The sequence below is a fragment of the Nocardioides sp. GCM10023255 genome, assembly GCF_042653125.1.
GTDB lineage: Bacteria > Actinomycetota > Actinomycetes > Propionibacteriales > Nocardioidaceae > Nocardioides.
In genome coordinates this window covers 653,311-677,328 of record NZ_JBHSHU010000003.1, presented here as the reverse complement: position 1 = coordinate 677,328, position 24,018 = coordinate 653,311, and the positions used below count along the sequence as shown (strand labels likewise).

Annotated in this window: 19 protein-coding genes; 9 read left to right on the top strand and 10 right to left on the bottom strand. The window is 74.6% G+C overall.

Features of this window, described 5'->3' with window-relative positions; genetic code table 11:
- Positions 1–29: 29 nt before the first annotated feature.
- On the bottom strand, positions 30–260 hold the full coding sequence (locus ACFO9I_RS07035; RefSeq protein ID WP_379179177.1) for a hypothetical protein: 231 nt from the start codon (positions 258–260) through the stop codon (positions 30–32).
- Positions 261–411: 151 nt separating this feature from the next.
- Here ACFO9I_RS07035 and ACFO9I_RS07030 point away from each other — a divergent pair, with 151 nt between their 5' ends.
- From ACFO9I_RS07030 to ACFO9I_RS07005, 6 genes are all read left to right on the top strand, one after another.
- Positions 412–3,357 carry an ATP-binding protein gene (locus ACFO9I_RS07030; RefSeq protein ID WP_379179175.1) on the top strand — a complete coding sequence of 982 codons (2,946 nt, stop codon included), beginning with the start codon at positions 412–414 and terminating at the stop codon, positions 3,355–3,357.
- 73 nt (positions 3,358–3,430) lie between these two features.
- The gene (locus ACFO9I_RS07025) at positions 3,431–4,609 is read left to right on the top strand and encodes a SpoIID/LytB domain-containing protein (protein WP_379179173.1); all 1,179 of its coding nucleotides are present in this window, start codon (positions 3,431–3,433) and stop codon (positions 4,607–4,609) included.
- Between the two features lie 117 nt (positions 4,610–4,726).
- Entirely contained in the window at positions 4,727–5,686 is a 960-nt protein-coding gene (locus ACFO9I_RS07020; protein ID WP_379179171.1) for a Rho termination factor N-terminal domain-containing protein, read from the top strand.
- The gene (locus tag ACFO9I_RS07015) at positions 5,686–5,856 is read left to right on the top strand and encodes a hypothetical protein (protein WP_379179169.1); all 171 of its coding nucleotides are present in this window, start codon (positions 5,686–5,688) and stop codon (positions 5,854–5,856) included. Before ACFO9I_RS07020 ends, ACFO9I_RS07015 begins: the two co-directional genes overlap by 1 nt.
- Positions 5,853–6,041 carry a hypothetical protein gene (locus tag ACFO9I_RS07010; RefSeq protein ID WP_379179167.1) on the top strand — a complete coding sequence of 63 codons (189 nt, stop codon included), beginning with the start codon at positions 5,853–5,855 and terminating at the stop codon, positions 6,039–6,041. The genes ACFO9I_RS07015 and ACFO9I_RS07010 overlap by 4 nt, the downstream gene beginning before the upstream one ends.
- Complete coding sequence (locus ACFO9I_RS07005; protein ID WP_379179165.1) at positions 6,016–6,297, top strand: hypothetical protein; 282 nt, start codon at positions 6,016–6,018, stop codon at positions 6,295–6,297. Before ACFO9I_RS07010 ends, ACFO9I_RS07005 begins: the two co-directional genes overlap by 26 nt.
- On the opposite strand, the gene ACFO9I_RS07000 is transcribed toward ACFO9I_RS07005, so the two are convergent.
- Positions 6,279–6,893, bottom strand: coding sequence for a dihydrofolate reductase family protein (locus ACFO9I_RS07000; protein ID WP_379179163.1), 615 nt, complete (start codon positions 6,891–6,893; stop codon positions 6,279–6,281). The two genes, ACFO9I_RS07005 and ACFO9I_RS07000, sit on opposite strands and share 19 nt — an antisense overlap.
- Before the next feature lie 153 nt (positions 6,894–7,046).
- Here ACFO9I_RS07000 and ACFO9I_RS06995 point away from each other — a divergent pair, with 153 nt between their 5' ends.
- A complete protein-coding gene (locus ACFO9I_RS06995; RefSeq protein ID WP_379179161.1) occupies positions 7,047–7,400 on the top strand; it encodes an STAS domain-containing protein in 354 nt (117 codons plus the stop codon).
- A 26-nt stretch (positions 7,401–7,426) separates the two neighbouring features.
- Here the strand turns inward: ACFO9I_RS06995 and ACFO9I_RS06990 are convergent, their stop codons facing one another.
- The 3 genes from ACFO9I_RS06990 to ACFO9I_RS06980 form a co-directional block, all read right to left on the bottom strand.
- A complete protein-coding gene (locus tag ACFO9I_RS06990) occupies positions 7,427–9,712 on the bottom strand; it encodes an ATP-binding protein (protein ID WP_379179159.1) in 2,286 nt (761 codons plus the stop codon).
- Positions 9,713–9,725: 13 nt separating this feature from the next.
- Positions 9,726–10,712 carry a DUF5995 family protein gene (locus ACFO9I_RS06985; RefSeq protein WP_379179157.1) on the bottom strand — a complete coding sequence of 329 codons (987 nt, stop codon included), beginning with the start codon at positions 10,710–10,712 and terminating at the stop codon, positions 9,726–9,728.
- Positions 10,713–10,829: 117 nt separating this feature from the next.
- A complete protein-coding gene (locus ACFO9I_RS06980) occupies positions 10,830–13,163 on the bottom strand; it encodes an ATP-binding protein (protein WP_379179155.1) in 2,334 nt (777 codons plus the stop codon).
- Positions 13,164–13,319: 156 nt separating this feature from the next.
- Between ACFO9I_RS06980 and ACFO9I_RS06975 the strand changes: the two genes are divergently transcribed.
- On the top strand, positions 13,320–14,585 hold the full coding sequence (locus ACFO9I_RS06975; protein WP_379179153.1) for a SpoIID/LytB domain-containing protein: 1,266 nt from the start codon (positions 13,320–13,322) through the stop codon (positions 14,583–14,585).
- Positions 14,586–14,615: 30 nt separating this feature from the next.
- On the opposite strand, the gene ACFO9I_RS06970 is transcribed toward ACFO9I_RS06975, so the two are convergent.
- The gene (locus ACFO9I_RS06970) at positions 14,616–15,626 is read right to left on the bottom strand and encodes a saccharopine dehydrogenase family protein (protein WP_379179151.1); all 1,011 of its coding nucleotides are present in this window, start codon (positions 15,624–15,626) and stop codon (positions 14,616–14,618) included.
- 71 nt (positions 15,627–15,697) lie between these two features.
- Between ACFO9I_RS06970 and ACFO9I_RS06965 the strand changes: the two genes are divergently transcribed.
- Positions 15,698–16,642, top strand: coding sequence for a GlxA family transcriptional regulator (locus ACFO9I_RS06965; protein ID WP_379179149.1), 945 nt, complete (start codon positions 15,698–15,700; stop codon positions 16,640–16,642).
- Positions 16,643–16,665: 23 nt separating this feature from the next.
- On the opposite strand, the gene ACFO9I_RS06960 is transcribed toward ACFO9I_RS06965, so the two are convergent.
- The 4 genes from ACFO9I_RS06960 to ACFO9I_RS06945 all read right to left on the bottom strand — a co-directional run bounded on the left by ACFO9I_RS06960 (position 16,666) and on the right by ACFO9I_RS06945 (position 23,900).
- Positions 16,666–20,052 carry a pyruvate carboxylase gene (locus ACFO9I_RS06960; RefSeq protein WP_379179147.1) on the bottom strand — a complete coding sequence of 1,129 codons (3,387 nt, stop codon included), beginning with the start codon at positions 20,050–20,052 and terminating at the stop codon, positions 16,666–16,668.
- An 82-nt stretch (positions 20,053–20,134) separates the two neighbouring features.
- On the bottom strand, positions 20,135–21,604 hold the full coding sequence (locus tag ACFO9I_RS06955; protein ID WP_379179145.1) for a PH domain-containing protein: 1,470 nt from the start codon (positions 21,602–21,604) through the stop codon (positions 20,135–20,137).
- A gap of 7 nt (positions 21,605–21,611) precedes the next feature.
- Positions 21,612–22,100: a PH domain-containing protein gene (locus ACFO9I_RS06950; RefSeq protein ID WP_379179143.1), complete on the bottom strand. Its 489-nt coding sequence runs from the start codon at positions 22,098–22,100 to the stop codon at positions 21,612–21,614.
- Positions 22,101–22,121: 21 nt separating this feature from the next.
- Positions 22,122–23,900: an acetyl/propionyl/methylcrotonyl-CoA carboxylase subunit alpha gene (locus ACFO9I_RS06945; protein WP_417607720.1), complete on the bottom strand. Its 1,779-nt coding sequence runs from the start codon at positions 23,898–23,900 to the stop codon at positions 22,122–22,124.
- Between the last annotated feature and the right edge of the window lie 118 nt (positions 23,901–24,018).

The window sequence follows — 24,018 nt, the reverse complement described above, 5'->3', positions numbered from 1 at the left end:
GGGCCACTCCGGTCAGGTTCAGGGGCCGGTCAGAACCAGAGGCCGGGACGCTCGATCTTGTCCTGGGCCCAGTCGGCCTTGCGTGCGGCGACGTACAGGTCTATCTCGAGCGCGACCGGCTTGGCGGTGGCGGCCCGGTGGGTGGTCTGCGCGGTCGCGGTCACGGTGGCCGTGGATCCGACGACCCCGACCGTGGCCAGGGTGACGGACGCGAGGCCCAGCAGCAGCCAACGCCTGCGCCCGGTGAGTGTGGTGGACATGTTCCTCGTCCTCTCCATGGGGTGTCCACCACCGTCCTTCGCGCACGGGTCCGGTTGACGCGGTTGGACACAACTGGACGGCGGGCTATGGACACCTTCCCCAGTCGAGGGGACGCTGGGTCGAGGGGGTCGCAGAGCCACGGGAGAACACATGGGAGCTCTGTCCCGGCCCGATCTGCCGCCCGGTCCGCACCGGGATCTGGTGGACGCGCTGCACGACCTGCACCACCGCGCGGGCTGGCCGAGCCTGCGGGCACTGGCGCGCGAGGTGGGCTGCAGCCCCACGACCGTCTCGGCCGTCTTCACCTCACCACGGCTGCCGACCTGGGGGGTCCTGGAGCTCGTGGTCGAGGCGATGGGCGGCGAGGTCGGCGGGTTCCATGCGCTCTGGCTCGCGGCGACCACCCCCGACGCCGCAGCGGTGCCGGCGGCCACGTCGGTCCCGATCGCGGGCCGGCGTGCGGAGCTGGCCGTCGTGCACCGGCACCTCATGGACGGCCGCGGCCTGCTCCTGGTCATGGGGGAGGCCGGGATCGGGAAGTCCCGGCTGGTGAGCGCCGCCGCGGGCGACGCGGGCCCGGCGTACGTCGCCACCGCCACCTGCCTGCCGCTGTCCGTCGACGTCCCGCTGCTGCCGGTCGTCGACGCCCTCCGCTCGGTGCACGACCTCGACGGGGGACGGTGGCTGAGGGAGGCCCTGGCCGCCTGTCCGCCGTACGTCCCCCTGGCGTTGAGCCGGCTGCTGCCCGAGATCGAGCCGCTCGTCGGCGGGGCGCCCGACCCCGACGACGAGTGGGCCCTTCAGCACCTCTTCGCCGCCGTGGTCGCCACGCTGAACGCACTCGCGTCGTCGCGTCGGCTGGCGCTGCTCGTCGAGGACCTGCACTGGGCGGACTCCACCACGCTCGACCTGCTCGAGCACGTGCTCGCGCGCGGGACCGACGTCCCCGTCGTCGGCACCTGGCGCCTCGACGACCCGGCCACCCCGGTGGCGACCTCGGAGTGGTTCGTGCGCGTACGGCGGCTCCCGGCGGTCACGACGCTGGTGCTCGGCCCGCTGAGCCTCGAGGAGACTGCCGAACAGCTCGCCCTCCTCGCCGCGCGCCCGGTCACCGCCGATCGCGTCGCCAGCATCCACCGACGCAGCGAGGGCCAACCCCTGTTCACCGAGCAGCTCGCGGCCCAGGACGACGGCCAGGACCTGCCTCGGCTGCTGGGCGACCTGCTCGACCGGCGGATCGAGGGCCTCGGCGGCCCGGCCTGGGCGGTCGCGCGCGCCCTCGGGGTCGCCGACCGCTCCCTGACCGACGCCCAGCTGTCCGGCGTGGCGGAGCTCCCGGCCGCAGAGCTGGCGACGGGTCTCCACGAGCTGGCGGACCGGCAGCTATTGGGCCCGACCGTCGGGCACGCCGTGGTGCTGCGCCACCCGCTCCTGGCCGAGGCGGTCCGCAGACGCCTGCTGCCGCACGAGCAGGCCGAGGAGCACCGCAGGATCGCCACCGTGCTCGCCGCAGCGCCCGACGGCTCACCGGCCGAGATCGCGACGCACTGGCAGCGCGCCGAGGACCCCGGGCGGGAGATCGTCTGGCGGATCCGGGCCGCGCGCGAAGCCGGCCAGCGCTTCGCGTTCACCCAGGAGGCCGAGCAGTGGCGTCGGGTCCTGGACCTCTGGCCGGCCGGGGTGCACACCCTCGTGTCCCCCCGGGTGCGCCGTTGGGACGCCTACCTCGCCGCCATGGACGCGCTCGAGTTCATCGACGTGGCGGCGGCCCGCGTGGTGGCCGAGGAGGCGATGCGCGAGCTGCCCGACCCGGAGAGCACGGACGCGGCGGAGGTCTACCGGCGCGCCGCCCAGTTCCAGGGCAACCAGGGCGACCCCGAGGGCGCGTTGAGCCTGCTGGACAAGGCGATCGAGATCTACGAGGCACTGCCGCCCTCACCCGGGTACGTCCGGGCGCTCGACGCCCGCGAGTACGTGCTCGCCTCGCTCGGCCGGGACGCCGAGGGCGCCGCCACCAACGCCCGGGCGATGGAGGTGGGCGCCGCCCTCGGCGACGCGGCGGGCCAGCGGACCCGGCTGTCGGTGCAGGCGGTCTACGAAGCGATGGCCGGAGAGGTGGGACGCGCCCGGGAGCTCATCGAGGAGGCCGTGGCGATGGAGCCGCCGGAGCCGGACCCCTCGGGCACGATCTACGTCGCCGTGAACCACACGATCATCCTGCTCATGGCCTCGGCCGGCCCCGACGAGGTCGCCGCGGCCGCGCGGCCCGGCCTGGAGGCGGCCACCGCGTGGGAGCTCGACACCTGGCCGCTCTCGGCGCTCCGCAACAACATGGCCCGGGCGATGCGCCTCGCGGGCCAGGTGGAGCGCGCCGCCGAGCTCGTGGATCCACTGACCGAGGGAGAGCCGACCCACCTGCGGTCCGGGGACCACGACGAGCGCGCCCACCTCGACCTGCTGCGCGGCCGGCTCGCGGAGGCCACGCACCGGTTCGAGCTCGCCGCCGCGATCCCCACCGACGGCCTGTACAACCGGATCGAGGTGGTCGAGCACCTCGTCGAGGCCGACCTGTGGTGCGGCCGGGCTCGCGCGGCGTTCGACCGGGCGGTCCCCACCGTGCGTGAGGCCGTCGCCACCACCGCGGCGACGTACGCCGGAGCGCTGCTGGTGCTCGCGGCCCGGGCGGCCGCAGACCTCGCGGGCGACGGTGCCACGCCGGCGACGCGACGTGCGCTCCTCGACGAGCTTGACGAGCTGCTCGCCCGGGCGGTCGCCGACCCGCTCGCCCCGCACCCCGCCATCGTGTGCCGGCCGGCGCTGGCGGCCGCCTGGGCCGCCGAGCGGGCCCGGCTGGCCGGCAGGGAGTCCGTGGACCTGTGGGTCACGGCCGCGCGGGAGTGGGACCGGCTCACCCGGCCGCACGACGCGGCGTACTGCCGCTGGCGCGCGGCCGAGGTGGCCCTGGCGACCGGCGAGGGGACCGTCGCCCAGCGACTGCTGGCCAGGGCCACCCGGGACGCACGCGAGCACGTCCCCCTCCTCGAGGCCATCCGGGCGACGCTGCTGGACCGCACTCCGCCTCGCGACCAGTCCTGATCCGGCTTGCCCGGATCCGGCGGCCGTGGTCGGATGCTCGCCCACCATTGATCCGATCCGCTCGGGGGAGCTCATGTCCAGCCTGCGTCGTGCCTCACTGACGGTGGTCGCCGTCGTCGCCGCCACTCTCGTCCAGCCCGTGTCCGCGGCGTCCGCCGACGACCCGTACGACATCCCGCCCTCCGCGACGATCACGCTCCGGGGCGACGGCTTCGGCCACGGGGTCGGCATGTCGCAGTACGGCGCGTACGGCGCCGCCCGCAAGAGCCTGGGCGCCAAGAAGGTCCTGCGCTTCTACTACCCCGGAACGACGCTCGGTGACGCCGGCGGCAAGGTCGAGGTCTTGATCAGCGGGGACGACGACCAGGACCTCGTGGTCGACGACCGGGCACGGCTGAGCGTCCGCAGCCTGAAGTCGGGGAAGTCGTTCCGGCTCGACGAGCCGAAGGCGACGCGTTGGCGGATCCGGCCGGTCGGGACGAGGAGCGAGATCTCCTACCGCACCCGGCACTGGCACGTCTGGCGGGTGCTCAAGGGCGATGCGGAGATCAGCGCCGGCGGCCGGCCGGTCACGCTCCGGACACCGGACGGCAGCGGCGCCTACCGCGGCGCGCTGCGCTCGACCCGCAGCGCGGCGGGCACCCGGATCACGGTCAACGTCGTGCCCATGGAGGCCTACGTGCGCGGTGTCGTGACGAGGGAGATGCGCGCGGACTGGCCGCAGCAGGCGCTGCGGGCGCAGGCCGTCGCCTCCCGCACCTACGCGGCGTACGAACGGGCCCACACCCACCGGGTCGCCTACGACCTCTGCGACACCTCGGCCTGCCAGGTGTACGGCGGGGTCGCGGGGGAGACGAGCAGCGGCGACGACGCGGTGCAGGCGACCGCCCACCGGGTCCTCACCCACGCCGGCGAGGTCGCCTACGCGCAGTTCTCCGCCAGCAACGGTGGCTGGACGGTGGCCGACGACCGGTTCCCCTACCTCGTGGCGAAGGAGGACCCCTATGAGGGCACGTCGCCGGACTACTACGGGTGGACGGTGCAGCTGACCAGCGAGGAGGTCGAGAAGGCCTACAACCTGGGCAACCTGACCTACCTCGGGATCGAGACCAGGGGCGGTGACGGCACCGGCCACGTCGCCACGATCCGGATCAGGACCGAGGGCGGTTTCGACGGCACGGTCACGGGCGAGAGCTTCTTCCGGCACTTCGACCTGCGCTCGACGATGTTCCGGATCGCCGACGTGAGCTGAGCGCGTCCCCTGCCGTCGTGCATGCCCCTCCCGAGGTGGGGTACGCCGCCCGTGTGACGTGTGCCACACGTCGGCCGTGCCGGGAGGGCGCGGCTCCCAGGGAGGGAAGGGCATCGCATGAGCACCACGCGCGAACGACATGGACTGGTCGGGACGTTGGCGGCGGGGCTGAAGGACATCCCCCGCAACACGTCGTGGCTGGTCGGCAGGGCGATCACGTCCACGGAGGGCGACGGCCGGGCCAACGGTCGGGACCACGCGTCCTCCGGCGTCGTCGACTCCATCAGGAGCGTCGGACAGACCGTGAGGGACGCGCTGCCGGGCACCGACTCGGTCGACGCCCGGCTGGCCCGAGCCCGGGCGGCGGCCGACGACGCCCACGGGGCCGAGCAGGAGGCGCTGGCGGCCGCGCAACGCGCGCACGAGATGGCGCAGGAGGCCGACCGGGTCGCCGAGCAGGAGCAGGCCCGGGTCCGCGAGGTCGAGGCCGAGCAGCGCAGCGCCGTCGAGGACCGGGAGGCAGAGGCCCGGCGCCGTGCCGACGAGCAGGTGGCCCGCGAACGCGCGCAGGCCGAGCAGGCGGCGGCGGCCGTCGTCGAGAAGCAGCGAGCCGCTGCCGACGCCCGGGCCGCGAAGGCGCGAGAGGCAGCCGAGACGGCACAGCGCGACGCCGAGGAGGCCTACCGGCAGGCGACCGACCAGCTCGCGGAGGCCAGGGCGAGGGCGGAGGAGGCCGCGCAGGCGGCGAACGAGGCCGCCGAGCAGGCCCGCGCCCAGGCCGAGCAGGTCGCGGCCGACGCGCAGCGGGAGGCCGAGGGGGCCGAGGCCGCGATCGGCCGGGTCGAGGCGGTGCAGGCACGCACCGCCAGGACGGCGGCGGCGGTCGCGCACACGGTGGCGGACCCGAAGCTGCCCGGGGACCTGAAGGCGCTGACCAAGGCGGAGCTCCTGGACATCGCGGCAGCCCAGCAGGTCGACGGTCGTTCGTCGATGACCAAGCAGCAGCTGCTCCGCGCGATCAGCACGGGTGGCACGAAGTCGAGCAAGTCGAGCAGGTCGAGCAGGAGGAGTGCGTGATGGGACTGTTCCACAAGGAGACGACCTGGGAGAAGGTCGCCAAGCCGCTGGGCAAGGTCGACGGGCGCAGCGTCGCCCGGTCCGGTCTCACGGCCGGGGCCACGATGCTGGCGCTCTCCGTCGCCAGCGCCGCCGCGAGCGCGGTCCGTCGGCGTCAGGGTGACTCGTGAGGCTGACCACGATCGGCGCCTTCGGGGTCGCCTTCGTGCTCGGCGCCCGCGCCGGAAGGGAGCGCTATGACCAGATCCAGGCGTTGGCGCAGCAGGCGGCGCGCCGGCTGGAGTCGTACGGCGAAGGAGGCTCCCTGGCCTCCGGGTGGCGGGCGCAGCATGGAGATCCGTCCCGACGGGAGTAACCACCTCTCGGACGGGGTCGTGGTCGAGACCCACCTCCTGGCCCGCGTCCTCGGGGTGCGGCTGCTGCGCGTCGACGGCGTCGTGCTGGTGTCGCCGGCCCGGCTGGCCGAGGCGGCACCGGTCCGGGTCACCGCCGACGGGCACCGCACCGGTGGGAGCCTCGTGGAGGCGGCCCGGCTGCTGGACGAGAGCGACGCGACGCTGCGCCGGTGTCGCGACCTGGGAGTTCGGCTGGTTCAGCCACCGACGCGGTAGCGCACGTGCGTGGCCCAGGGGGAGTGCTCGGCCTCGAGCGGCTCCAGGCGCACGTCGACCGAGCCGTCGAACAGGCGCTCGCCCGCGCCCAGCAGCACCGGCGCGACGTCGAGGGTCAGCTCGTCGAGCTCGCCGCTGCGCAGCGCCTGACGGACCGCCGAGGCACCGCCGGCCACGTCGACGTCCCCGCCGCCGGCCGAACGGGCCAGCTCGAGCGCCCTCTCGAAGCCCTCGGTGACGAAGTGGAAGGTCGTCCCGCCCGCCATCTCGACCGGCTCGCGCTCGTGGTGGGTCAGCACGAACACCGGGGCGTGGTACGGCGGCTCCTCGCCCCACCAGCCGCGCCAGTCGCCGTCGTACGACGACCACTCGCCCCGCACCGGCCCGAACATGTTGCGCCCCATCACGTAGGCGCCGCGCGGACGCAGGAGCGACGCCGTCCAGCGCGCGTCCACCTCGTGACCGGGGAGGTCCGCGTCGAAGTGCCACCGGTGCAGGGTCAGGCCGCCTCGTCCGAGGGGGTCGTCGATCGTCTGGTCGGGCCCGGCGACGAAGCCGTCCAACGAGATGGACACGTGAGCGGTCGTGAAGGTCATGAGACTGAGACCCTACGCACCCCCGGGACTCATCGCCGTGCACGAGGAGTCACGTAGTGGACTCCGTAGTCCTCCGGAGGTCGGATCGCGGCCGGTGGGCCAGCATCGAAGGACACCAGAGCCCTACGTGGATTCCCTTGGAGTGATGTCGCGATGCACGAGCCGCCCCAGCTGCCCAGCATGTTGGAGGTCTCGCTGGTCCCCGAGTCCCCGTGCCTGTTCCTCGCCCTCGGAGGCGAGCTCGACGTCGCGTGCGTCGACGAGGTGCCCCGGGAGGACTTCGCCTCGCGACGTGACCTGACCACGGTGCTCGTCGACCTGGGCGAGCTCACGTTCTGCGACGCCAGCGGCCTGAGCGCGCTGCTGGCCTTCCGTCGGATCCACGAGGCGCAGGGGCGGTCCGTCGCCGTGGTCCGGGCCAGCCCGTTCGTCTGGCGGTTGCTCCGCCTGTGCGGGATCACCGACCGGCTCGAGGCCGTGCCCTCGGCCCGACGCACCGCCGCCTGACCGTCATCGGCGGGGCTCCACCCGGTTCACCGCCCTCGGGCCTCCCGCTCGGCGACCCACGCAGCCACCTGGGTGCGTGACCCGAAGCCGAGCTTGCGCAGGACGTTCTCGACGTGGGTCTCGACGGTGCGCTGGGAGATCTGCAGCCGGTCGGCGATCTCCCGGTTCGAGTGGCCGAGCCCGACCAGCCCGGCGACCTCGAGCTCCCGTCGCGTCAGCGGGACCTCCTCCTCGGTCGGCGGCTCCCCGACCGGGGAGTCCTCCAGGGCCAGGGCGAGCACCTGCTCGTCGGAGAGGGTGCCTCCGCGCCGGAGCGCCGCGCCGAGGGCCGCGCCGCCCCCCTCGACTTGTGCGCGCTCCTCGACACGGCGGCGGTCGAACGCCCGGCACGGCAGGGTCTCAGGGGCGACGCCGAGGCGCCGCCACAGCGCGTCGGCGGCTCCGAGCAGGGTCGCGGCGCGGTCCGTACGCCGCTCGGCGGCCGCCGCCCAGGCCATCACCTCGAGCACGAACGCCGTCGCCGCCCGGTCACCGACGTCCGTCGTCAGGACCAGTGCCTGCCGCTCGAGGTCGGTGGCCACCGCCGGGTCGCCGCGCAGCAGCTCCAGCACCCCCAGCGCGGCCAGGGCACACGACCGGACGTGGACCTCGCCCGCGGCTGCCGTCCGGCCGACGACGTCACGCAGCGTCGCACCGGCACCGTCGAGGTCCCCCGCCAGGCCGCGGCACGCGCCCAGGACGAGGAGCGCGAGTGACTCCACCGCCGGGTCGCCGGCCGACCGTGCGGCGGTCACCGCCTGCTCGAGCGGGACGAGCCCCTCGCCTGGGCAGCCACGCCAGCAGGCCGCGACGCCGCCCGCGACGAGCACCCGGGCACGTGCGGCGTCGCCCGCGCGCAGCGGGGCGGCCTCGTCGAGCGCCGAGCGGGCCGCGGCCTCCTCCCCCTGCAGGGTCGCCATCCAGGCCTCCATGGCGAGGGCACGGGCCCGGACGTCCGTGTCGGCCGCGGCGACCGCGGATGCGCGCGCCAGCCAGTGCCGCGCCTCGTCCAGCCGCCCGGTGGCCGCCCACCAGGGCTCCAGCGCGGTGACCAGGTCCAGGGTGCGTGCCGCGTGCCGGGGGTCGCCCACGGCATGACGCAGGGCCTCGCGCAGGTTGGCGTGCTCGCGCCGGAGCGTGCGGTACCACCCGGCCTGCCCGGGGCCGAACCACGACTCCGCCCCGGCACCGACCAGGCCCGCGCACCACGCCAGGTGCCCGTCCCGCACGGCCCGCAGCTGCTCGGCCGTCAGCTGCTCCGCCGCGTGCTCGCGCAGCGACTCCGGCATCCGGAAGCGCACGTACGACGCGCCGTCGTCCTCACGCGTGAGCACCGACTTCTCCAGGAGCCCGTCGACCAGGTCGAGCACGTCGACGGCGTCGATGCCGTCGCCGGCGCACGCCGTCTCGGCGGCCTCGAGCGGGAACCCGCCGGTGAAGACCGACAGGCGGGCCCAGAGCAGCCGCTCCTCGGGTGTGCACAGCTCGGCGCTCGACTCGAGCGAGGCGCGAAGCGAGCGCTGCCGGGCCGGTGCGCCCCGGGCGCCCTTGGTGAGCAGCCGCTGCCGGTCGGTGAGCCGGTCGAGGATGTCGCGGGGTGCGAGCACGGGGATCCGGGCCGCGGCCAGCTCGACGGCCAGCGGCACCCCCTCGAGCACCTCGCAGATGTCCGCGACCGCGGCGGCGTCCTCCTCGGTGAGCCGGAACGACGGCAGGGCCGCGGCGGCCCGGGCGACGAAGAGCGCCAGCGCCTCCTCGCCCGCCAGCGGCCCGACCGGGACCACGAACTCACCCGTCACGCCGAGCCGCTGCCGGGAGGTGGCCAGCACCCGCAGCCGGGGGGCCGCGGCCAGCAGCGCGCTCACCAGCCGGACCGCCGCACCGAGCATGACCTCGCAGCCGTCGAGGACGAGCAGTCCGGCCCGGTCGGCCACGGCTGCGGCGACGACGTCGGCGGCCACGGCGCCGTACGGCAGCCGGACCCCGAGCGCGCCGGCGACCGCGTGGCCCAGCAGGTCCGGGTCGACCAGGTCGACGAGGTCGATCGTCCAGGTGTCCTCGCGGCGCGCGCGGTGGTGGTCGGTCGCCGCTGCCTGCGCCAGCGCCGTCTTGCCGATCCCGCCCGGCCCGGTGAGCGTGACCAGTCGCGCGGGACCGAGCGACTGCCTGAGGTCGGCCAGCTCCTGGCGGCGTCCGACGAGGGGCTCGTCCGGGTGGGCCCGCCACGGGGCGGGCCACGGGCGTGGCACCGGCTGCTGCACGCGCTGCATCATGGTCGACCGTCGGCTAGTAGCCGTACGGCGTCGCCGTCCCGAAGTCGTAGGGCAGCGGGGGAGCGTCGTCGTGGTGGGCGGCGCACCAGTCGTCGCGGGGGCCCGCCGACGTGAGTGGCGGGACGTAGGACTGCAGGGCCAGCAGGGTCCTCGCCCCGTCGGCGGCGGCCGCCTCGATCGACGCCGCGACCCGGGCACGCGCCTCCGGGGTCGGAGCCGAGACCAGCGCCTCGGCGTTGCGCCAGGCGGTCTCGCGCCACGCGGAGACCATCTGGAACAGCGCGAGGTTGCTGAGCCCGAGGGGGTCGTCCGCGTCGTCGACCGTCGGGTCGAAGCGGGCGGCGAGCTCGGCCAGCAGCGGCTCGGTGGCGGTGTAGAGCCACTGCTCGACGGCGTCGTAGTCGGGCTTGCGCGACGAGCCGTCCGGCGCCACCAGGCCCACGGCGGCCAGCACGAACGGCAGGTCGCGGTTGATATGGGCGTTCATGCCGAGCAGCAGGCTCCCGGTGCCGCTGACCCGCTCGTCGCGCGAGGCGTCCAGGGCGATGCGCCACGCCTGCGGCACCGAGGCGCGGTCTCCCGCCCGGTAGGCGTACCAGGCGTCGGTGTAGTACTTCGCGAAGACGGCGTCCTGGTGGTTGGCGAACGGCACGTCCTCGTAGTAGCCGGGGACGTCCCGGCTCCAGCCGTAGGTCTGCGTCATCCGCAGGTAGGCACGGGCGAAGACGGCGTCGTGCGAGCAGCTCTTCGCGGTGCTGTCGGCGATGCGCGCCAGCTCCTTGAGCGTCGCCCTGAGGCAGGCGTCGCGGCCGGCGACGCAGTCGTTGTCGCTGGTCGGCACGAACCGGTCGGTCCAGCCCTGGAGGTAGGACGACCACGGCACGTTCGGCGCGGTCCCAGCCGACGCCGGCGGACCGACGGTGACGAGGGCGGTGACGAGCGCGCCGGCCAGGACGCCGGTCGTCCAGCGGGCGCGACGACGCAGGGACTGCGCGGACAACGGTGCTCCCTCCCCAGGCAGCGACCCCCGCACGCCCCATCGTGCACACGTGGGCAGAGTTGTCCTCCGGCCATGGCCCATTTGGGGGATGGGCGCCGTGCCCGGACCGCCGCCGGTCTAGCCCGCCTGCCGCGCCGCCACCCACGCCGCCAGCTGGGTCCGGGAGGTGAGGCCCAGCTTGGCGAGGACGTGGGAGACGTGGCCCTCGACGGTGCGCCGGGCCACGACCAGGCGCTCGGCGATCTCGCGGTCGCCGAGGCCCTCGGCCACGAGTGCGGCGACCTCGCTCTCCCGCCGGGTGAGCCGGACCTCGTCGGGCGCGACCGTGGGAGCCGGCGTGCGCCGCCCGAGGGCGAGCGCGACCGCGTCGTCGAAGCGCAGCGTCGTCCCCTCCTCGAAGGCCCGCCCGAAGGCGTCGCCGCCCAGGTCGGCGCGGGTCCGGGCCAGGCAGCGTTCGTGGTCCTCGTGCAGGTGGGCGAAGAGGCCCGCGCCGATCGAGTCCAGCGCGGCCTGCACGGCACCGAGGAGCCGGGCCGCGTCGACGGGGCGGCCGGCCGCGGACTCGGCCCACGCGACCACCTCGACCGACATGGCCATGCCCATCCGGTCGCCGAAGGGCTCCTTGAGCCGGAGCACGTCGCGGGCGTGGGTGCGCGCCCGGGTGCCGTGCCCGAGCCGCCACTGCACCAAGGCCTCCACCCACCGGGCCATGGCTGCGCACCACCGCTCGGACGCCACCTCGCTGAGCGCGATGCACTCCTCGGCGCAGGCCATCGCCCGCTCCGGGTCGCCGAGGGTCGCGTGCACCGTGGCCAGCTGGACCAGGGCGAGCGGGACGCCGAACGGGTCCGAGCCGTCCCGGTGCAGTGCCAGCGCCTCCTCGAGGAGCGGCAGCGCCGCGGCCGGCTCGCCCCAGAAGGCCGAGGCGAGGGCCAACCCGTGCAGGGAGTGCGCCCGCCACGTGGAGTCCCCGGCCGCCGTCGCCGCCGCCAGGGCCTGCTCGAGCAGGGGCCTGCCGACGTCGATCTCCCCCTGCAGGACGGCCAGCCGGCCCGCGACCTCCAGCCCCGCGGAGCGGACGACGGTGCGCTCGACGGGCTCGTCGACGGCCGCCGGGAGCCGGGCCAGCAGCCGCTCCACCCAGGCGCGGCCCTCGCCGAAGCGCCCCACCATGATCCAGTGGTGCTGCAGCGCGGCCGCCATCCGCAGCCCCTCGGCAGGGTCGGGATCCTCAGCCAGGCCGTGCAGCGCCGCCCGGAGGTTGTCGTGGTCGGCGCGCAGCCGGGTGAACCAGCCGACCTGGGCCGGCCCGAAGAGCTCGCCGGCGGCGGTCGTGGCGAGCCCGGCGTACCAGCCGCGGTGCCGGGCGGCGTACGACGCGGTGCCGCCGGTCCCGGCGAGCCGTGCAGCGCCGTACTCGCGCAGCGACTCGAGCATGTGGAAGCGCGCCGCGCCGCCGATGTCGGCCGGCTCGCGCACGAGCACGGACTTGGCCACCAGCCCGTCCACGACGTCGGCCAGCGACTCCTCGGGCAGGTCGTCGTCGCAGGCGACACCCGCGAGCGCCGCGAGGTCGAACCCGCCGCGGAACACCGACGCCCGCGCCCACGCCAGCCGCTCCCGCGGCTCGAGCAGGTCGTGGCTCCAGTCGAGCAGCGCCTGCAGGCTCTGCTGGCGGGGGAGCGCCGCCCGGTTCCCCCGGGTGAGCAGCGTGAACCGGTCGTCGAGCCGGTCGAGCACCTGCTGCACGGTGAGCGCGCGGGCGCGAGCCGAGGCCAGCTCGATCGCGAGCGGCATCCCGTCGAGCCGCAGGACCAGCTCGGCCAGGGCCTGCTGGTTGGCGTCGGTCAGCCGGAACGACGGCCAGCTCGCGGTGGCCCGGTCGACGAAGAGCCGGACCGCGTCGTAGTGCATCAGGGCCTCCGGGGAGGCCGTGGCCCGGCCCGGTGCGGGCATCGGCAGCGGCGGCACGGTCAGCACCAGCTCGCCGGGGACCCCCAGCTCGTGCCTGCTGGTGGCCAGGACCCGCACGCCGGGACAGCCGGGGAGCAGCGCCGCCGCGAGCGCCGCGGCGGCCTCCTGGACGTGCTCGCAGTTGTCCAGCACCAGCAGCAGCCGCCGGTCCCGCAGGTGCGCGACCAGACGCTCGGTGGGACCGCCCCGGTCCGCGGACCGCAGGCCCAGGGCTCCGACGGCGGTCTCGGCCACCAGCTCCGGCTCCTGCACCGGGGCCAGCTCGACGACCCACGCGCCGTCGGGCAGGTTGCGCGCCTGGTCGGTGGCCGCACGCAGGGCCAGCCTGGTCTTGCCGATGCCGCCGGGTCCGAGCAGCGTCACGAGCCGGTGCGAAGCCAGGCCGTCGCGCACCGACGCCAGCTCGCGCCGGCGCCCCACGAAGCTCGACAGCTCCGCAGGCACGTTGCCCCGTCGCCCCGACGTGGTCTGGCCCATAGCGCCGCCAGCCTAGCCTCGCGGGCCGCCGCCGAGTTCCCGCGCGAACTACATATCTGTAGTTCATCGATGCGAATTGCGGGGCTGCAGTGACTCGTGGTGCGATTGATCGTTCACACCCGTCCCTGCCGTCACAGCCACCCGGGAGCAGCCCCCATGAAGACTCTCCGGCCGGCCGTCCTCACCGTCCTCGCCGCCCTCGGAGTCGCCTCGGCCGCCGCGTCCGCGCAGGCCGCCGGTGACAGCTGGCGGGTGCCGGCGAAGGCCAAGATCACCGTGAAGGGCCACGGGTTCGGCCACGGCCACGGGATGTCGCAGTACGGCGCCGAGGGCGCCGCCCGCGAGGGGCTGTCCTACGAGCAGATCGTCGACTTCTACTACGACGGCACCACCTGGGGCACCGCCAAGGGGCGCGTCAACGTGCTGATCACCTCCGACACGAGCGACGACGTCGTCGTGCTCGCCCGCAAGGGGTTGGGGCTGCGTGACCGCACCACCGGCAAGCGCACCGAGCTGCCCGACAACGGCGCGACGCGCTGGCGCATCGTGCCCGACGGTGCCGGCAGCCGGGTGGCCTACCTCACCAGGTCGTGGCACCTGTTCGCGACACTGAAGGGCGAGGCGCAGTTCGCTGCCGACGGCCGGCCGATCACCCTGGTCACCCCGGCCGGCAACCGCAGCTATCGCGGCGCGCTCCGCTCCGCGGCGCCCTCGACCGGTTCCGCGGCCCGCGACACCGTGAACCGGGTGCGGCTGGACGACTACGTCAAGGGGGTCGTCCCGCTGGAGATGCCGGCGCTCTGGAGCCCGGCCGCCGTGCGCGCCCAGGCCGTGGCCGCGCGCACCTACGCGGCGTACGAACGCGCGCACCCGCACGGCTCGCACTACCAGATCTGTGACACCTCCTCCTGCCAGGTGTACGGCGGCGTGGCCGCGGAGCACCCCGCCTCGAACGCGGCCGTCGACGCGACCCGCCACCGGGCCCTCACGTCCGGCGGCGAGCCCGCGTTCACCCAGTTCGGCGCCAGCTCGGGCGGCTGGACCTCGGCCGGCTCGGTGCCCTACCTGCCGGCGCGCAAGGACCCGTACGACGGGTGGTCGGGCAACCCCGTGCACACCTGGTCGGTCCCGCTGACCGACGTCGACCTCGAGCGGACCTGGCCGGCGCTGGGCAACCTCACCAAGGTCGTCGTCACCGACCGCGACGGCAACGGCGACTGGGGCGGCCGCGTCCGCTCGGTGACCCTCGTGGGCAGCGACAAGCGGGTGACCGTCTCCGGTGACACGTTCCGGGCCGCCCTCGGGCTGCGCTCGACCTGGCTGACCTTCAGGGTCGCGGAGCGCAGCGGCCGGGCCACCCCCCGCCCCGTGGCGACGGACGGGTCGTGGCTCGCCGCGGACCTCGCCGACCGCCACCGCTGAGCGACGGGCGGCCGGCGCGCCTCCTCCCGGTCACCCGTGACGCACGAGCAGGCGCTGCGGGCCGAGCGCGTCCAGGAAGTCCGCAGCGTCGAAGACCTCTCCGGGTGCGGCCGCCCCGAGCACCTTCGCGCGCCCCTCGACCAGGCGTCGGGCCGCCTCGACCACGAGCGGCGCCGTGACGGCGTAGATGTCGCGCCCGGAGGCCGAGACCCGGCGCTCCTCCTCACCCCGGCGCGCGACCACCTCCACCACGAAGCGCTGCGCCGAGCTGCCGGTCTCGTCGACCGCCTCCGGGGCCGGCGTGGCCGGGTCCCGGACGTCCTGCAGCGCGACCGTGCTCAGGCACGTGTCGACCTCCGACACCGGCAGGTGCCGGGACATCACCACGATCTCGGAGAAGGGGAGGTCGACGACGGCCTGCCGTCCCAGGGGATCGGGGAACCCCCACTCGCGCACCCGCGCCGGATCGGCGACGGGCACGAGGCGGCCGTCGCGGACGACGAGGCGGGTCGCGGTGTTGCGGTGACCGGTGGTCCGGGTTCCCTCGGTGGGCCACCAGCGGTCGAGCCCGACGGCGACGGTGATGGCGTCGACGCGGTCCCAAGCGCCCGTCACCGACGTCGCCAGCAGGTCGGCGAGCCCGCCGTAGAACGCCATCGCCGGGACGACCGCGACGTCCAGGGGGCGGCTGCGCGCGTCGTGCGCGTCGTAGACGGCCTGCACGGCCGGCTGCTCCGCGGAGACGTCCAGGTAGTGCGCGCCGGCACCGACCGCGGCGGCCGCCACGGGGAGCGCGGTGTCGAGGAAGGGACCGGCGCAGTTGACCACGACCGCGGCGCCGCGGACGGCGTGGGCCAGAGCCTCGCCGTCGTGCACCGCGGCCGGCCGCACCTCGAGACCGGGAAGGCGGGCGCCCAGGTCCTCGAGGCGGCCGCGGTCGCGCCCGGAGAGGACAGGTCGCAGCCCCTGGCGCAGCAGCTCCCCGACGACGAATCGACCGGTGTGCCCGTAGGCGCCGTACACCAGCACGTCCTTGCTCATGGCACCGATCCCACCAGTCCTCCCGGCTCGGCACGAGTGGCCGATCCGACACCATGCGTACACTTTGGGACATGCGGCACGTGGTCGGACTGGCGCTGCACGCGGACGCGATGCTCTACGAGTCGGCGATCGCCGCCGAGGTGTTCGGCGTCGACCGCTCCGACCTCGCTCCGGCGGGCGAGTGGTACGACCTCGTCGTCTGCACCCCTGACGGGTCACCCTCGCCGTGGTTCCCCGGCGCCCCGACCGACCGGTTCGCGCGGCTGGCCGAGGTCGACACCGTCGTGGTCCCGTCCACCGACGTGCTCGACGGCTCGACGGACCCCACCCTGGCCGCATCGCTCCGCGAGGCGCAGGCCACCGGCGTGCGCCTGGTCGCCCTGTGCACCGGGGCGTTCGTCCTCGCCGCTGCCGGGCTGCTCGACGGGCGCACCGCGACGACGCACTGGATGCACGCCGCGGAGCTGGCCCGGCTGCATCCACGGGTGCAGGTGCGCGCGGACGTGCTGTACGTCGACGACGGCCAGGTCCTGACCTCGGCCGGGAAGACGGCGGCGCTGGACCTGTGCCTCCACCTCGTCCACCGCGACCACGGCGCCTCCGCGGCCAACGGCCTGGCCCGGCGGCTCGTGGTGGCCTCGCACCGGCCGGGCGGCCAGGCGCAGTTCATCACCCCGCCGCCGGACCCCCGGGCCACCGACCGGCTGGAGCAGGCGCTGGACTGGGCCCGCGCGAACCTCGACCAGCCGCTCACCGTGCCGGACCTCGCCCGCGAGGCCCGGCTCAGCACGCGACAGCTCGCGCGCCGGATGAAGACCGAGGTCGGCCTGACGCCGCTCGACTGGTTGCTGCAGCAGCGGGTGGTGCGGGCCCAGGACCTGCTCGAGCGCACCGACGCGTCGGTCGAGCAGGTCGCGTCCCGCTGCGGCATGGGCACGGCGACCACCCTGCGCCGGCACTTCCAGCGCAGCGTCGGCGTCAGCCCGACGGCGTACCGCAGCACCTTCCGCGGCTGAGCCCGACCCGCAGGTGGGAGCGGCTACCCCAGCACCAGCACCAGGTCGCCTCCGTCGACCGCCTGGGTGTCGCGGAGCGCGAGGCGCTGGACGGTGCCGGCGACCGGTGCGGTGATCGAGGCCTCCATCTTCATCGCCTCGATCGTGGCCACGGTGTCGCCGACCGCGACCGTGTCGCCCTCGGCGACCACGATCGTGACGACGCCTTGGAACGGCGCCGCCACCTCACCGGGCCGGCCCGGGTCGGCCTTCTCCGCGGCGGCCACCTCGGAGGCGACATTGCGGTCCCGCACGCTGACCGGGCGCAGCTGCCCGTTGATGGTCGCCATCACGGTGCGGAAGCCGCGCTCGTCGGGCTCGCTGATCGCCTGGACGCCCAGGATCAGGGTCTTGCCCTCGTCGATCTCGACCGCGTGCTCCTCGCCGTGCCGTAGCCCGTAGAGGTAGTCCATCGTCGCGAGCGCCGAGACGTCGCCGTAGGTCTCGCGGGACTCGGTGAACTCCCGGGTGGGGCCGGGGAAGAGCAGCTCGTTGAGGGTGCGTCGCCGGGTGGTCTCGCCCGCGGCCAGCCCGGCAGCCTGCTCCTCGGTGAGCTTCTCGGCCGGTGCCTTCCAGGTGCGGCCCTCGAGCGCCTTGGTGCGGAACGGCTCGGGCCACCCGCCGGGCGGGTCGCCGAGCTCGCCGTTGAGGAAGCCGATCACCGAGTCCGGGATGTCGAACCGGCCCGGGTCCTCCTCGAACTCGGCCGGGTCCGCGCCCACCGCGACGAGGTGCAGCGCGAGGTCGCCGACCACCTTGGAGGACGGCGTCACCTTCACGACGTTGCCGAGGATCGCGTTGGCGGCGGCGTACATGTCCTCGATCTGCTCGAACTTCTCGCCTAGCCCGAGCGCGATCGCCTGCTGGCGCAGGTTGGAGAGCTGGCCGCCGGGGATCTCGTGGGTGTAGACCCGCCCGGTCGGCGAGGGCAGCCCGGACTCGAACGGCGCGTAGACCCGGCGGGTGGCCTCCCAGTAGGGCTCGAGGGCGCAGACGGCCTGCAGGGACAGCCCGGTCTCGCGGTCGCTGTGGTCGGTGGCCGACACGAGCGCGGAGAGCGGCGGCTGCGAGGTGGTGCCGGCCATCGAGGCGGTGGCGGCGTCGACCGCGTCGACCCCGGCGTCGATGGCCGCGAGCAGGGTGGCGAGCTGACCGCCCGGGGTGTCGTGGGTGTGCAGGTGCACCGGCAGGTCGAACCGCTCGCGCAGCGCGGTCACCAGGGTGCGGGCGGCCGGCGCGCGCAGCAGGCCGGCCATGTCCTTGATCGCCAGCACGTGCGCGCCGGCGTCGACGATCCGGTCGGCGAGGTCGAGGTAGTAGTCGAGCGTGTAGAGCTTCTCGTCCGGGTTCGAGAGGTCGCCGGTGTAGCACAGCGCCACCTCGGCAACCGCGGTGCCGGTGCTGCGGACGGCCTGGATCGCCGGCCGCATCTGCTCGACGTCGTTGAGGGCGTCGAAGATCCGGAACACGTCGATGCCGGTGCGCGCCGCCTCCTCGACGAAGGCGTCGGTCACCTCGGTGGGGTACGGCGTGTAGCCGACGGTGTTGCGGCCGCGCAGCAGCATCTGCAGGCAGATGTTCGGGACCGCCTGGCGCAGCCGGGCCAGCCGCTCCCACGGGTCCTCGGCGAGGAAGCGCAGGGCCACGTCGTACGTCGCGCCGCCCCAGGCCTCGAGCGACCACAGCTCGGGTGTCGTCCTCGCCACGTGGCCGGCGACCGCGAGCAGGTCGCGGGTGCGGACCCGGGTGGCGAGCAGGGACTGGTGGGCGTCGCGGAAGGTCGTGTCGGTGACGGCGACGCGCTCCTGCTCGCGCAGGTGCCGCGCGAAGCCCTCGGGACCGAGCTCGAGCAGCAGCTGGCGCGAGCCGTCCGGGGCGGGCACGTCGAGGTCGACGGCCGGGAGCTTGGTCACCGGGTCCACGCTCACCGGGGCCGGGCCGTGCGGCTGGTTGACGGTGACGTCGGCGAGGTAGCGCAGCAGCTTGCTGCCGCGGTCGCCCTTGCCGCGTGCCGCGAGCAGCTGCGGGTGGGTCTCGATGAACGAGGTGGTGATGTTGCCGCCGGCGAAGTCGGGGTCCTCGAGAACGGCCTGCAGGAAGGCGATGTTCGTGGAGACGCCGCGGATGCGGAACTCCGCCACCGCCCGGCGGGCCTTCTCCACGGCCTTGTCGAACGTGCGGCCGCGGCAGGTGAGCTTGGCCAGCATCGAGTCGAAGTGGGCGGAGACCTCCGCACCGGTGTAGGTCGTGCCGCCGTCGACGCGCACGCCCGAGCCGCCGGGGGAGCGGTAGGTCGTGATCTTCCCGGTGTCCGGGCGGAAGTTGTTGGCCGGGTCCTCGGTCGTGATGCGGCACTGCAGCGCCGCGCCGCGCAGCACGATGTCGTCCTGGGACAGCCCGAGGTCGGCCAGGGTCTCGCCGGAGGCGATCCGCAGCTGGGACTGCACGAGGTCGACGTCGGTGACCTCCTCGGTGACCGTGTGCTCGACCTGGATGCGGGGGTTCATCTCGATGAAGACGTAGTTGCCGTCCGGGTCGAGCAGGAACTCCACGGTGCCGGCGTTGCGGTAGCCGATCTCCCGGGCGAAGCGCACCGCGTCGGCGCAGATGCGGTCCCGCAGCTCCGGGTCGAGGTTGGGGGCCGGGGCGATCTCGACGACCTTCTGGTGCCGGCGCTGCACCGAGCAGTCGCGCTCGTAGAGGTGGATCACGTTGCCCTCGCCGTCGGCGAGGATCTGGACCTCGATGTGACGGGGGTCCACCACCGCCTGCTCGATGAAGACGGTGGGGTCACCGAAGGCGCCCTCCGCCTCGCGCATGCAGGTCTCGACGGCCTCGCGCAGGTCGGCCGGGTCGTCGACCCTGCGCATCCCGCGACCGCCGCCACCGGCGACCGCCTTCACGAAGAGCGGGAAGGGCAGGTCGGCGGCCGACTCGACCAGGGCGTCGACGTCCGTCGAGGGGTCCACCGAGGCCAGCGTCGGCACGCCGGCGGCCTTGGCCGCGGCGATCGCCCGCGCCTTGTTGCCGGTCAGCGTGAGCACCTCGGCGGTGGGGCCGATGAACGTGATGCCGGCGTTGGCGCAGGCCTCGGCGAGGGCGGGGTTCTCGGAGAGGAAGCCGTAGCCGGGGTAGACGGCGTCGGCACCGGCGCGGAGCGCGACCGCGACGATCGCCTCCGGGTCCAGGTAGGCCCGCACGGGGTGCCCGCGCTCACCGATCTCGTAGGCCTCGTCGGCCTTCAGGCGGTGCTCGGACCACCGGTCCTCGTAGGGGAAGACCGCGACCGTGCGCGCCCCGACCTCGAACGCCGCACGGAACGCCCGGATCGCGATCTCGCCACGGTTGGCCACCAGCACCTTGGAGAACATGGCGTCGAGGCTAGCGGCGCCGAGCGCCTCGTGGCTCGGCGTCCGGACTGGCGAGACACCGGGCCGGGTTCCCGCGCCCGGCTCAGGCGGTGAACTGCCCGAGCAGGCCGGGCACCGCGGCCGCTGCGAGGTCGACGGCCACCGGCTCCGGTACGTCGGGCAGGGTCACCGCCTGCTGGCCGCCGGCGGTGGTGGCGACCAGCGTGGAGAGGCCGGCCCGACGCTGGAAGAAGGTGGAGCGGAACGTCCACCCGATGACGTCGCGGGTGTCGAGGGCGTGCCGGCGGCGGTCCAGGCTGCCCGACCGGGCCACGAGGTGCCCGGCCACCAGGGCGTGCCCCAGGCTGCGGGCACGGTCGACCGCCAGGACCAGCGCGACCGGGACGGCCAGGAGCGCCGGGACCAGCAGCCAGGCCGGGGCGTCGGCGAGGAGGACGAGCAGCAGCACGAGCAGGACGAGACCGGCCGCCGGGCCCAGGGCCCGGGTGAACCGCCGCCGGCGAGCCTGCGGACCGTGCCCGGCGAGCGGGGCGTCCACCGGGCCGGCGGAGCCGAGCACCTCGCGGGCGACCCCGAGCACCACCGGGCGGGGTGCGGCCGGGACGAGCAACGAGCTGCCTGCCTGCCTGCGGTCCAGACCCGTGACGATCGCGGACGCCCGGCCGCCGCCCGCCAGCCGCAGGGGCAGCGGCTCGTGAATGCTGACCCCGGCCACGCGCTCGTCGTCCAGGCTGGTCTCCCTCGTGGTGAGCAGGCCGCGGCGCAGGTGCCAGACGCCCTGCGCGTGGCTGAGGGTGAGGCCCCAGTTCGCGATCAGGTAGCCGGCCACGGACAGCGCGGACACGACGACGGCGATCGCCACGACGCCGACCGGCACCAGGGTCCACCACGACAGGGCGGCGGTGTCGTCGAGCAGCGCCCCGCTGTCGAGCCGGTCCCACAGCCCGAAGGTGTTCATGCCCTGGGCCGCGGCGCCCAGCACACCGGCGGCGAGCACCAGGCCGGCGCTGGTGAGCGGAGCGAACCGGATCCAGGACGGGTCGAACGAGACGACGAGGCGGTCGGCCGTGGCGGGCTCGGGGCCGCCGGTGGCCGGGGCGAGGTGCAGCAGGTCCTCGCGGAGCCGGCGGGCGCGGGCGAGCGGCAGCCCGTCGAGGTCGAGCCGGTCCTCGTCGTCCGACGAGGCGGTGCCGGTCCCGATCCGCACAGTGGTGAGCCCCAGCAGCCGGTGGATGGGTGAGGAGGTCAGGTCGACGGTCCGCACCCGGTCCAGCGGCGCGGAGAGCAGGTGCCGGTTGAGCAGCCCCCGGCGCAGCTCGACCCGACCCGGGGTGATCCGGAAGCTGGTGGTGACGTAGCGCAGCACCCCGAGCCCGATCGGCACGGCGATGCCGAGCAGCTGCCACGGCAGGTCGCTCCCCCCGGTGGCGTTGCCCGCGACGAGCAGGCCGACCAGGACAGGGAGGAAGCGCAGCAGCTCCCGCGCGGGGTGGACGAGCAGCATCCGCGCGTCGAGCCGCTGCCAACGGCGGTCGCGGGTGAGCTCGCTCATCGCGGGCTCACGTCGCGTCGCCGGCGACCGCGTCGGCCTTGAGGGTGAGCTCGTCGACCAGCAGGCGGGCCCGGTCCCGGTCCAGCCCGGCGATCTCGAGCGCGCCGGCGCTGGACGCCGTCGTGACGGTGACGCTGGCCAGCCCGAACAGGCGTGCCACCGCGCCCTCGGAGTAGTCGACGGTCTGGATCCGCGACATCGGCGCGATCCGCCGCTCCCGGGTCCACCAGCCCGTCTGGGTGTAGACCGCCGTGTCGGTCACCTCCCAGCGGTGCACCCGGTAGCGCCACTCGGGGACCACGACGACGTACGCCGCGAGCGCGGCCACCACCAGCACCAGGTGCCACCACCGCAGCTCGAACCAGTCCCACACCGGGCCGGTCAGCAGGACCACCGCGAGCACGACCACGCTCTGGACCAGGGCGCCGACGAGCCACATCGAGCGGGCGCGCGGGCTGACCCGCTGACCGGGGTCCCGGAGTGCGGGGGCGTTCACGAGTCCGAGGCTACGACCCGCTCAGTCCTTGAGCTCGCAGATGACCGCGCCGTTGGTGACGGTGGCGCCGACCTCGACCTGCAGGCCGGTGACGGTGCCGGTCTTGTGGGCCTTGAGGGGCTGCTCCATCTTCATGGCCTCCATGACGACGATGACGTCGCCCTCGGCGACCTCCTGGCCTTCCTCGACGGCGATCTTGACGATGGTGCCCTGCATCGGGCTGGTGACCGAGTCGCCACCGGCGGTCGCGCCGGCCTTCTTGCCGGCGGCGCGCTTGGGCTTCTTGGCTCCGCCGTTGCCGGTCGAGGGGCCGCTCCCGAGTCCGCCGAGCCCGGCGGGCAGCACGACCTCGAGCCGTTTGCCGCCGACCTCGACGACGACCTTGTGTCGTTCGGTGGGCTCGTCGGCCTCGGCGCTCTGGCCGGCGTAGGGCTCGATCTGGTTGTCGAAGTCGGTCTCGATCCATTGGGTGTAGACGTCGAAGGAGCCCTCGCCGGAGGGGTTGGAGGCGCCGACGTAGGCCGGGTCGGAGACGACCGCGCGGTGGAAGGGGATGACGGTGGGCATGCCGTCGACCACGAACTCCTCCAGCGCGCGCCGCGAGCGCTCGAGGGCCTGGGTGCGGTCGCGGCCGGTCACGATGAGCTTGGCGATGAGGGAGTCGAACGAGCCGGGGATCGTCTCGCCGTTCTCGTAGCCGCCGTCGACGCGGACGCCGGGTCCCTGCGGGGGGCTCCAGGCCGAGAGGGTGCCGGGGGCGGGCATGAAGTTGCGGCCGCCGTCCTCGGCGTTGATGCGGAACTCGATGGAGTGGCCACGGATCTCGGGGTCGTCGTAGCCGAGCTCCTCGCCGGCCGCGATGCGGAACATCTCGCGGACCAGGTCGATGCCGGTGACCTCCTCGGAGACGCAGTGCTCGACCTGGAGGCGGGTGTTGACCTCGAGGAAGGAGATCGAGCCGTCCTGGGCGACCAGGAACTCGCACGTGCCGGCGCCGTGGTAGCCGGCCTCGGTGAGGATCCGCTTGGAGGACTCGTAGAGCTCGGTGAGCTGCTCCTGGCTCAGGAACGGTGCGGGCGCCTCCTCGACCAGCTTCTGGTTGCGGCGCTGCAGCGAGCAGTCGCGGGTCGAGACGACCACGACGTTGCCGTGCTGGTCGGCCAGGCACTGGGTCTCGACGTGGCGGGGCTTGTCGAGGAACTTCTCGACCAGGCACTCGCCGCGGCCGAACGCGCCGACGGCCTCGCGGACCGCGGACTCGAAGGCGTCGGGGATCTCCTCGAGCGTGCGGGCGACCTTCAGGCCGCGGCCGCCGCCGCCGTACACGGCCTTGATCGCGATGGGCAGGCCGTGCTCCTGCGCGAACGCGACGGCCTCGTCGGCGTCCTTGAGGGGGTCCTTGGTGCCGGGGGCGAGCGGGGCGTTCGCCTTCACCGCGATGTGCTTGGCCCTGGCCTTGTCGCCGAGCGCCTCGATCGCGGCCGGTGGCGGCCCGATCCAGGTCAGGCCCGCGTCGATGACGGCCTGGGCGAAGTCGGCGTTCTCGGCGAGGAAGCCGTAGCCGGGGTGGACCGAGTCGGCCCCGGACTTCTCGGCCAGCGCGATGATCTTGGCGATGTCGAGGTAGGAGTCGGCCGGGGTCGCACCGTCCAGGGAGTAGGCCTCGTCGGCCAGCCGGACGAACAGTGCGTCCCGGTCGGGGTCGGCGTAGACCGCCACGCTCCCGATCCCCGCGTCCTTGCAGGCGCGGATCACCCGCACCGCGATCTCGCCGCGGTTGGCGACGAGCACCTTCCGCAGCTGCTTGACCTCAGGCTTGCTGTCCGGCACCTGGCACTCCTGCTCTGACGGTGGTTGCTGATCGGTCTCCGCAGCGGAGAGTATCGCCACGCTCGCGCGAAGTCTCCGGAGGTCTCAC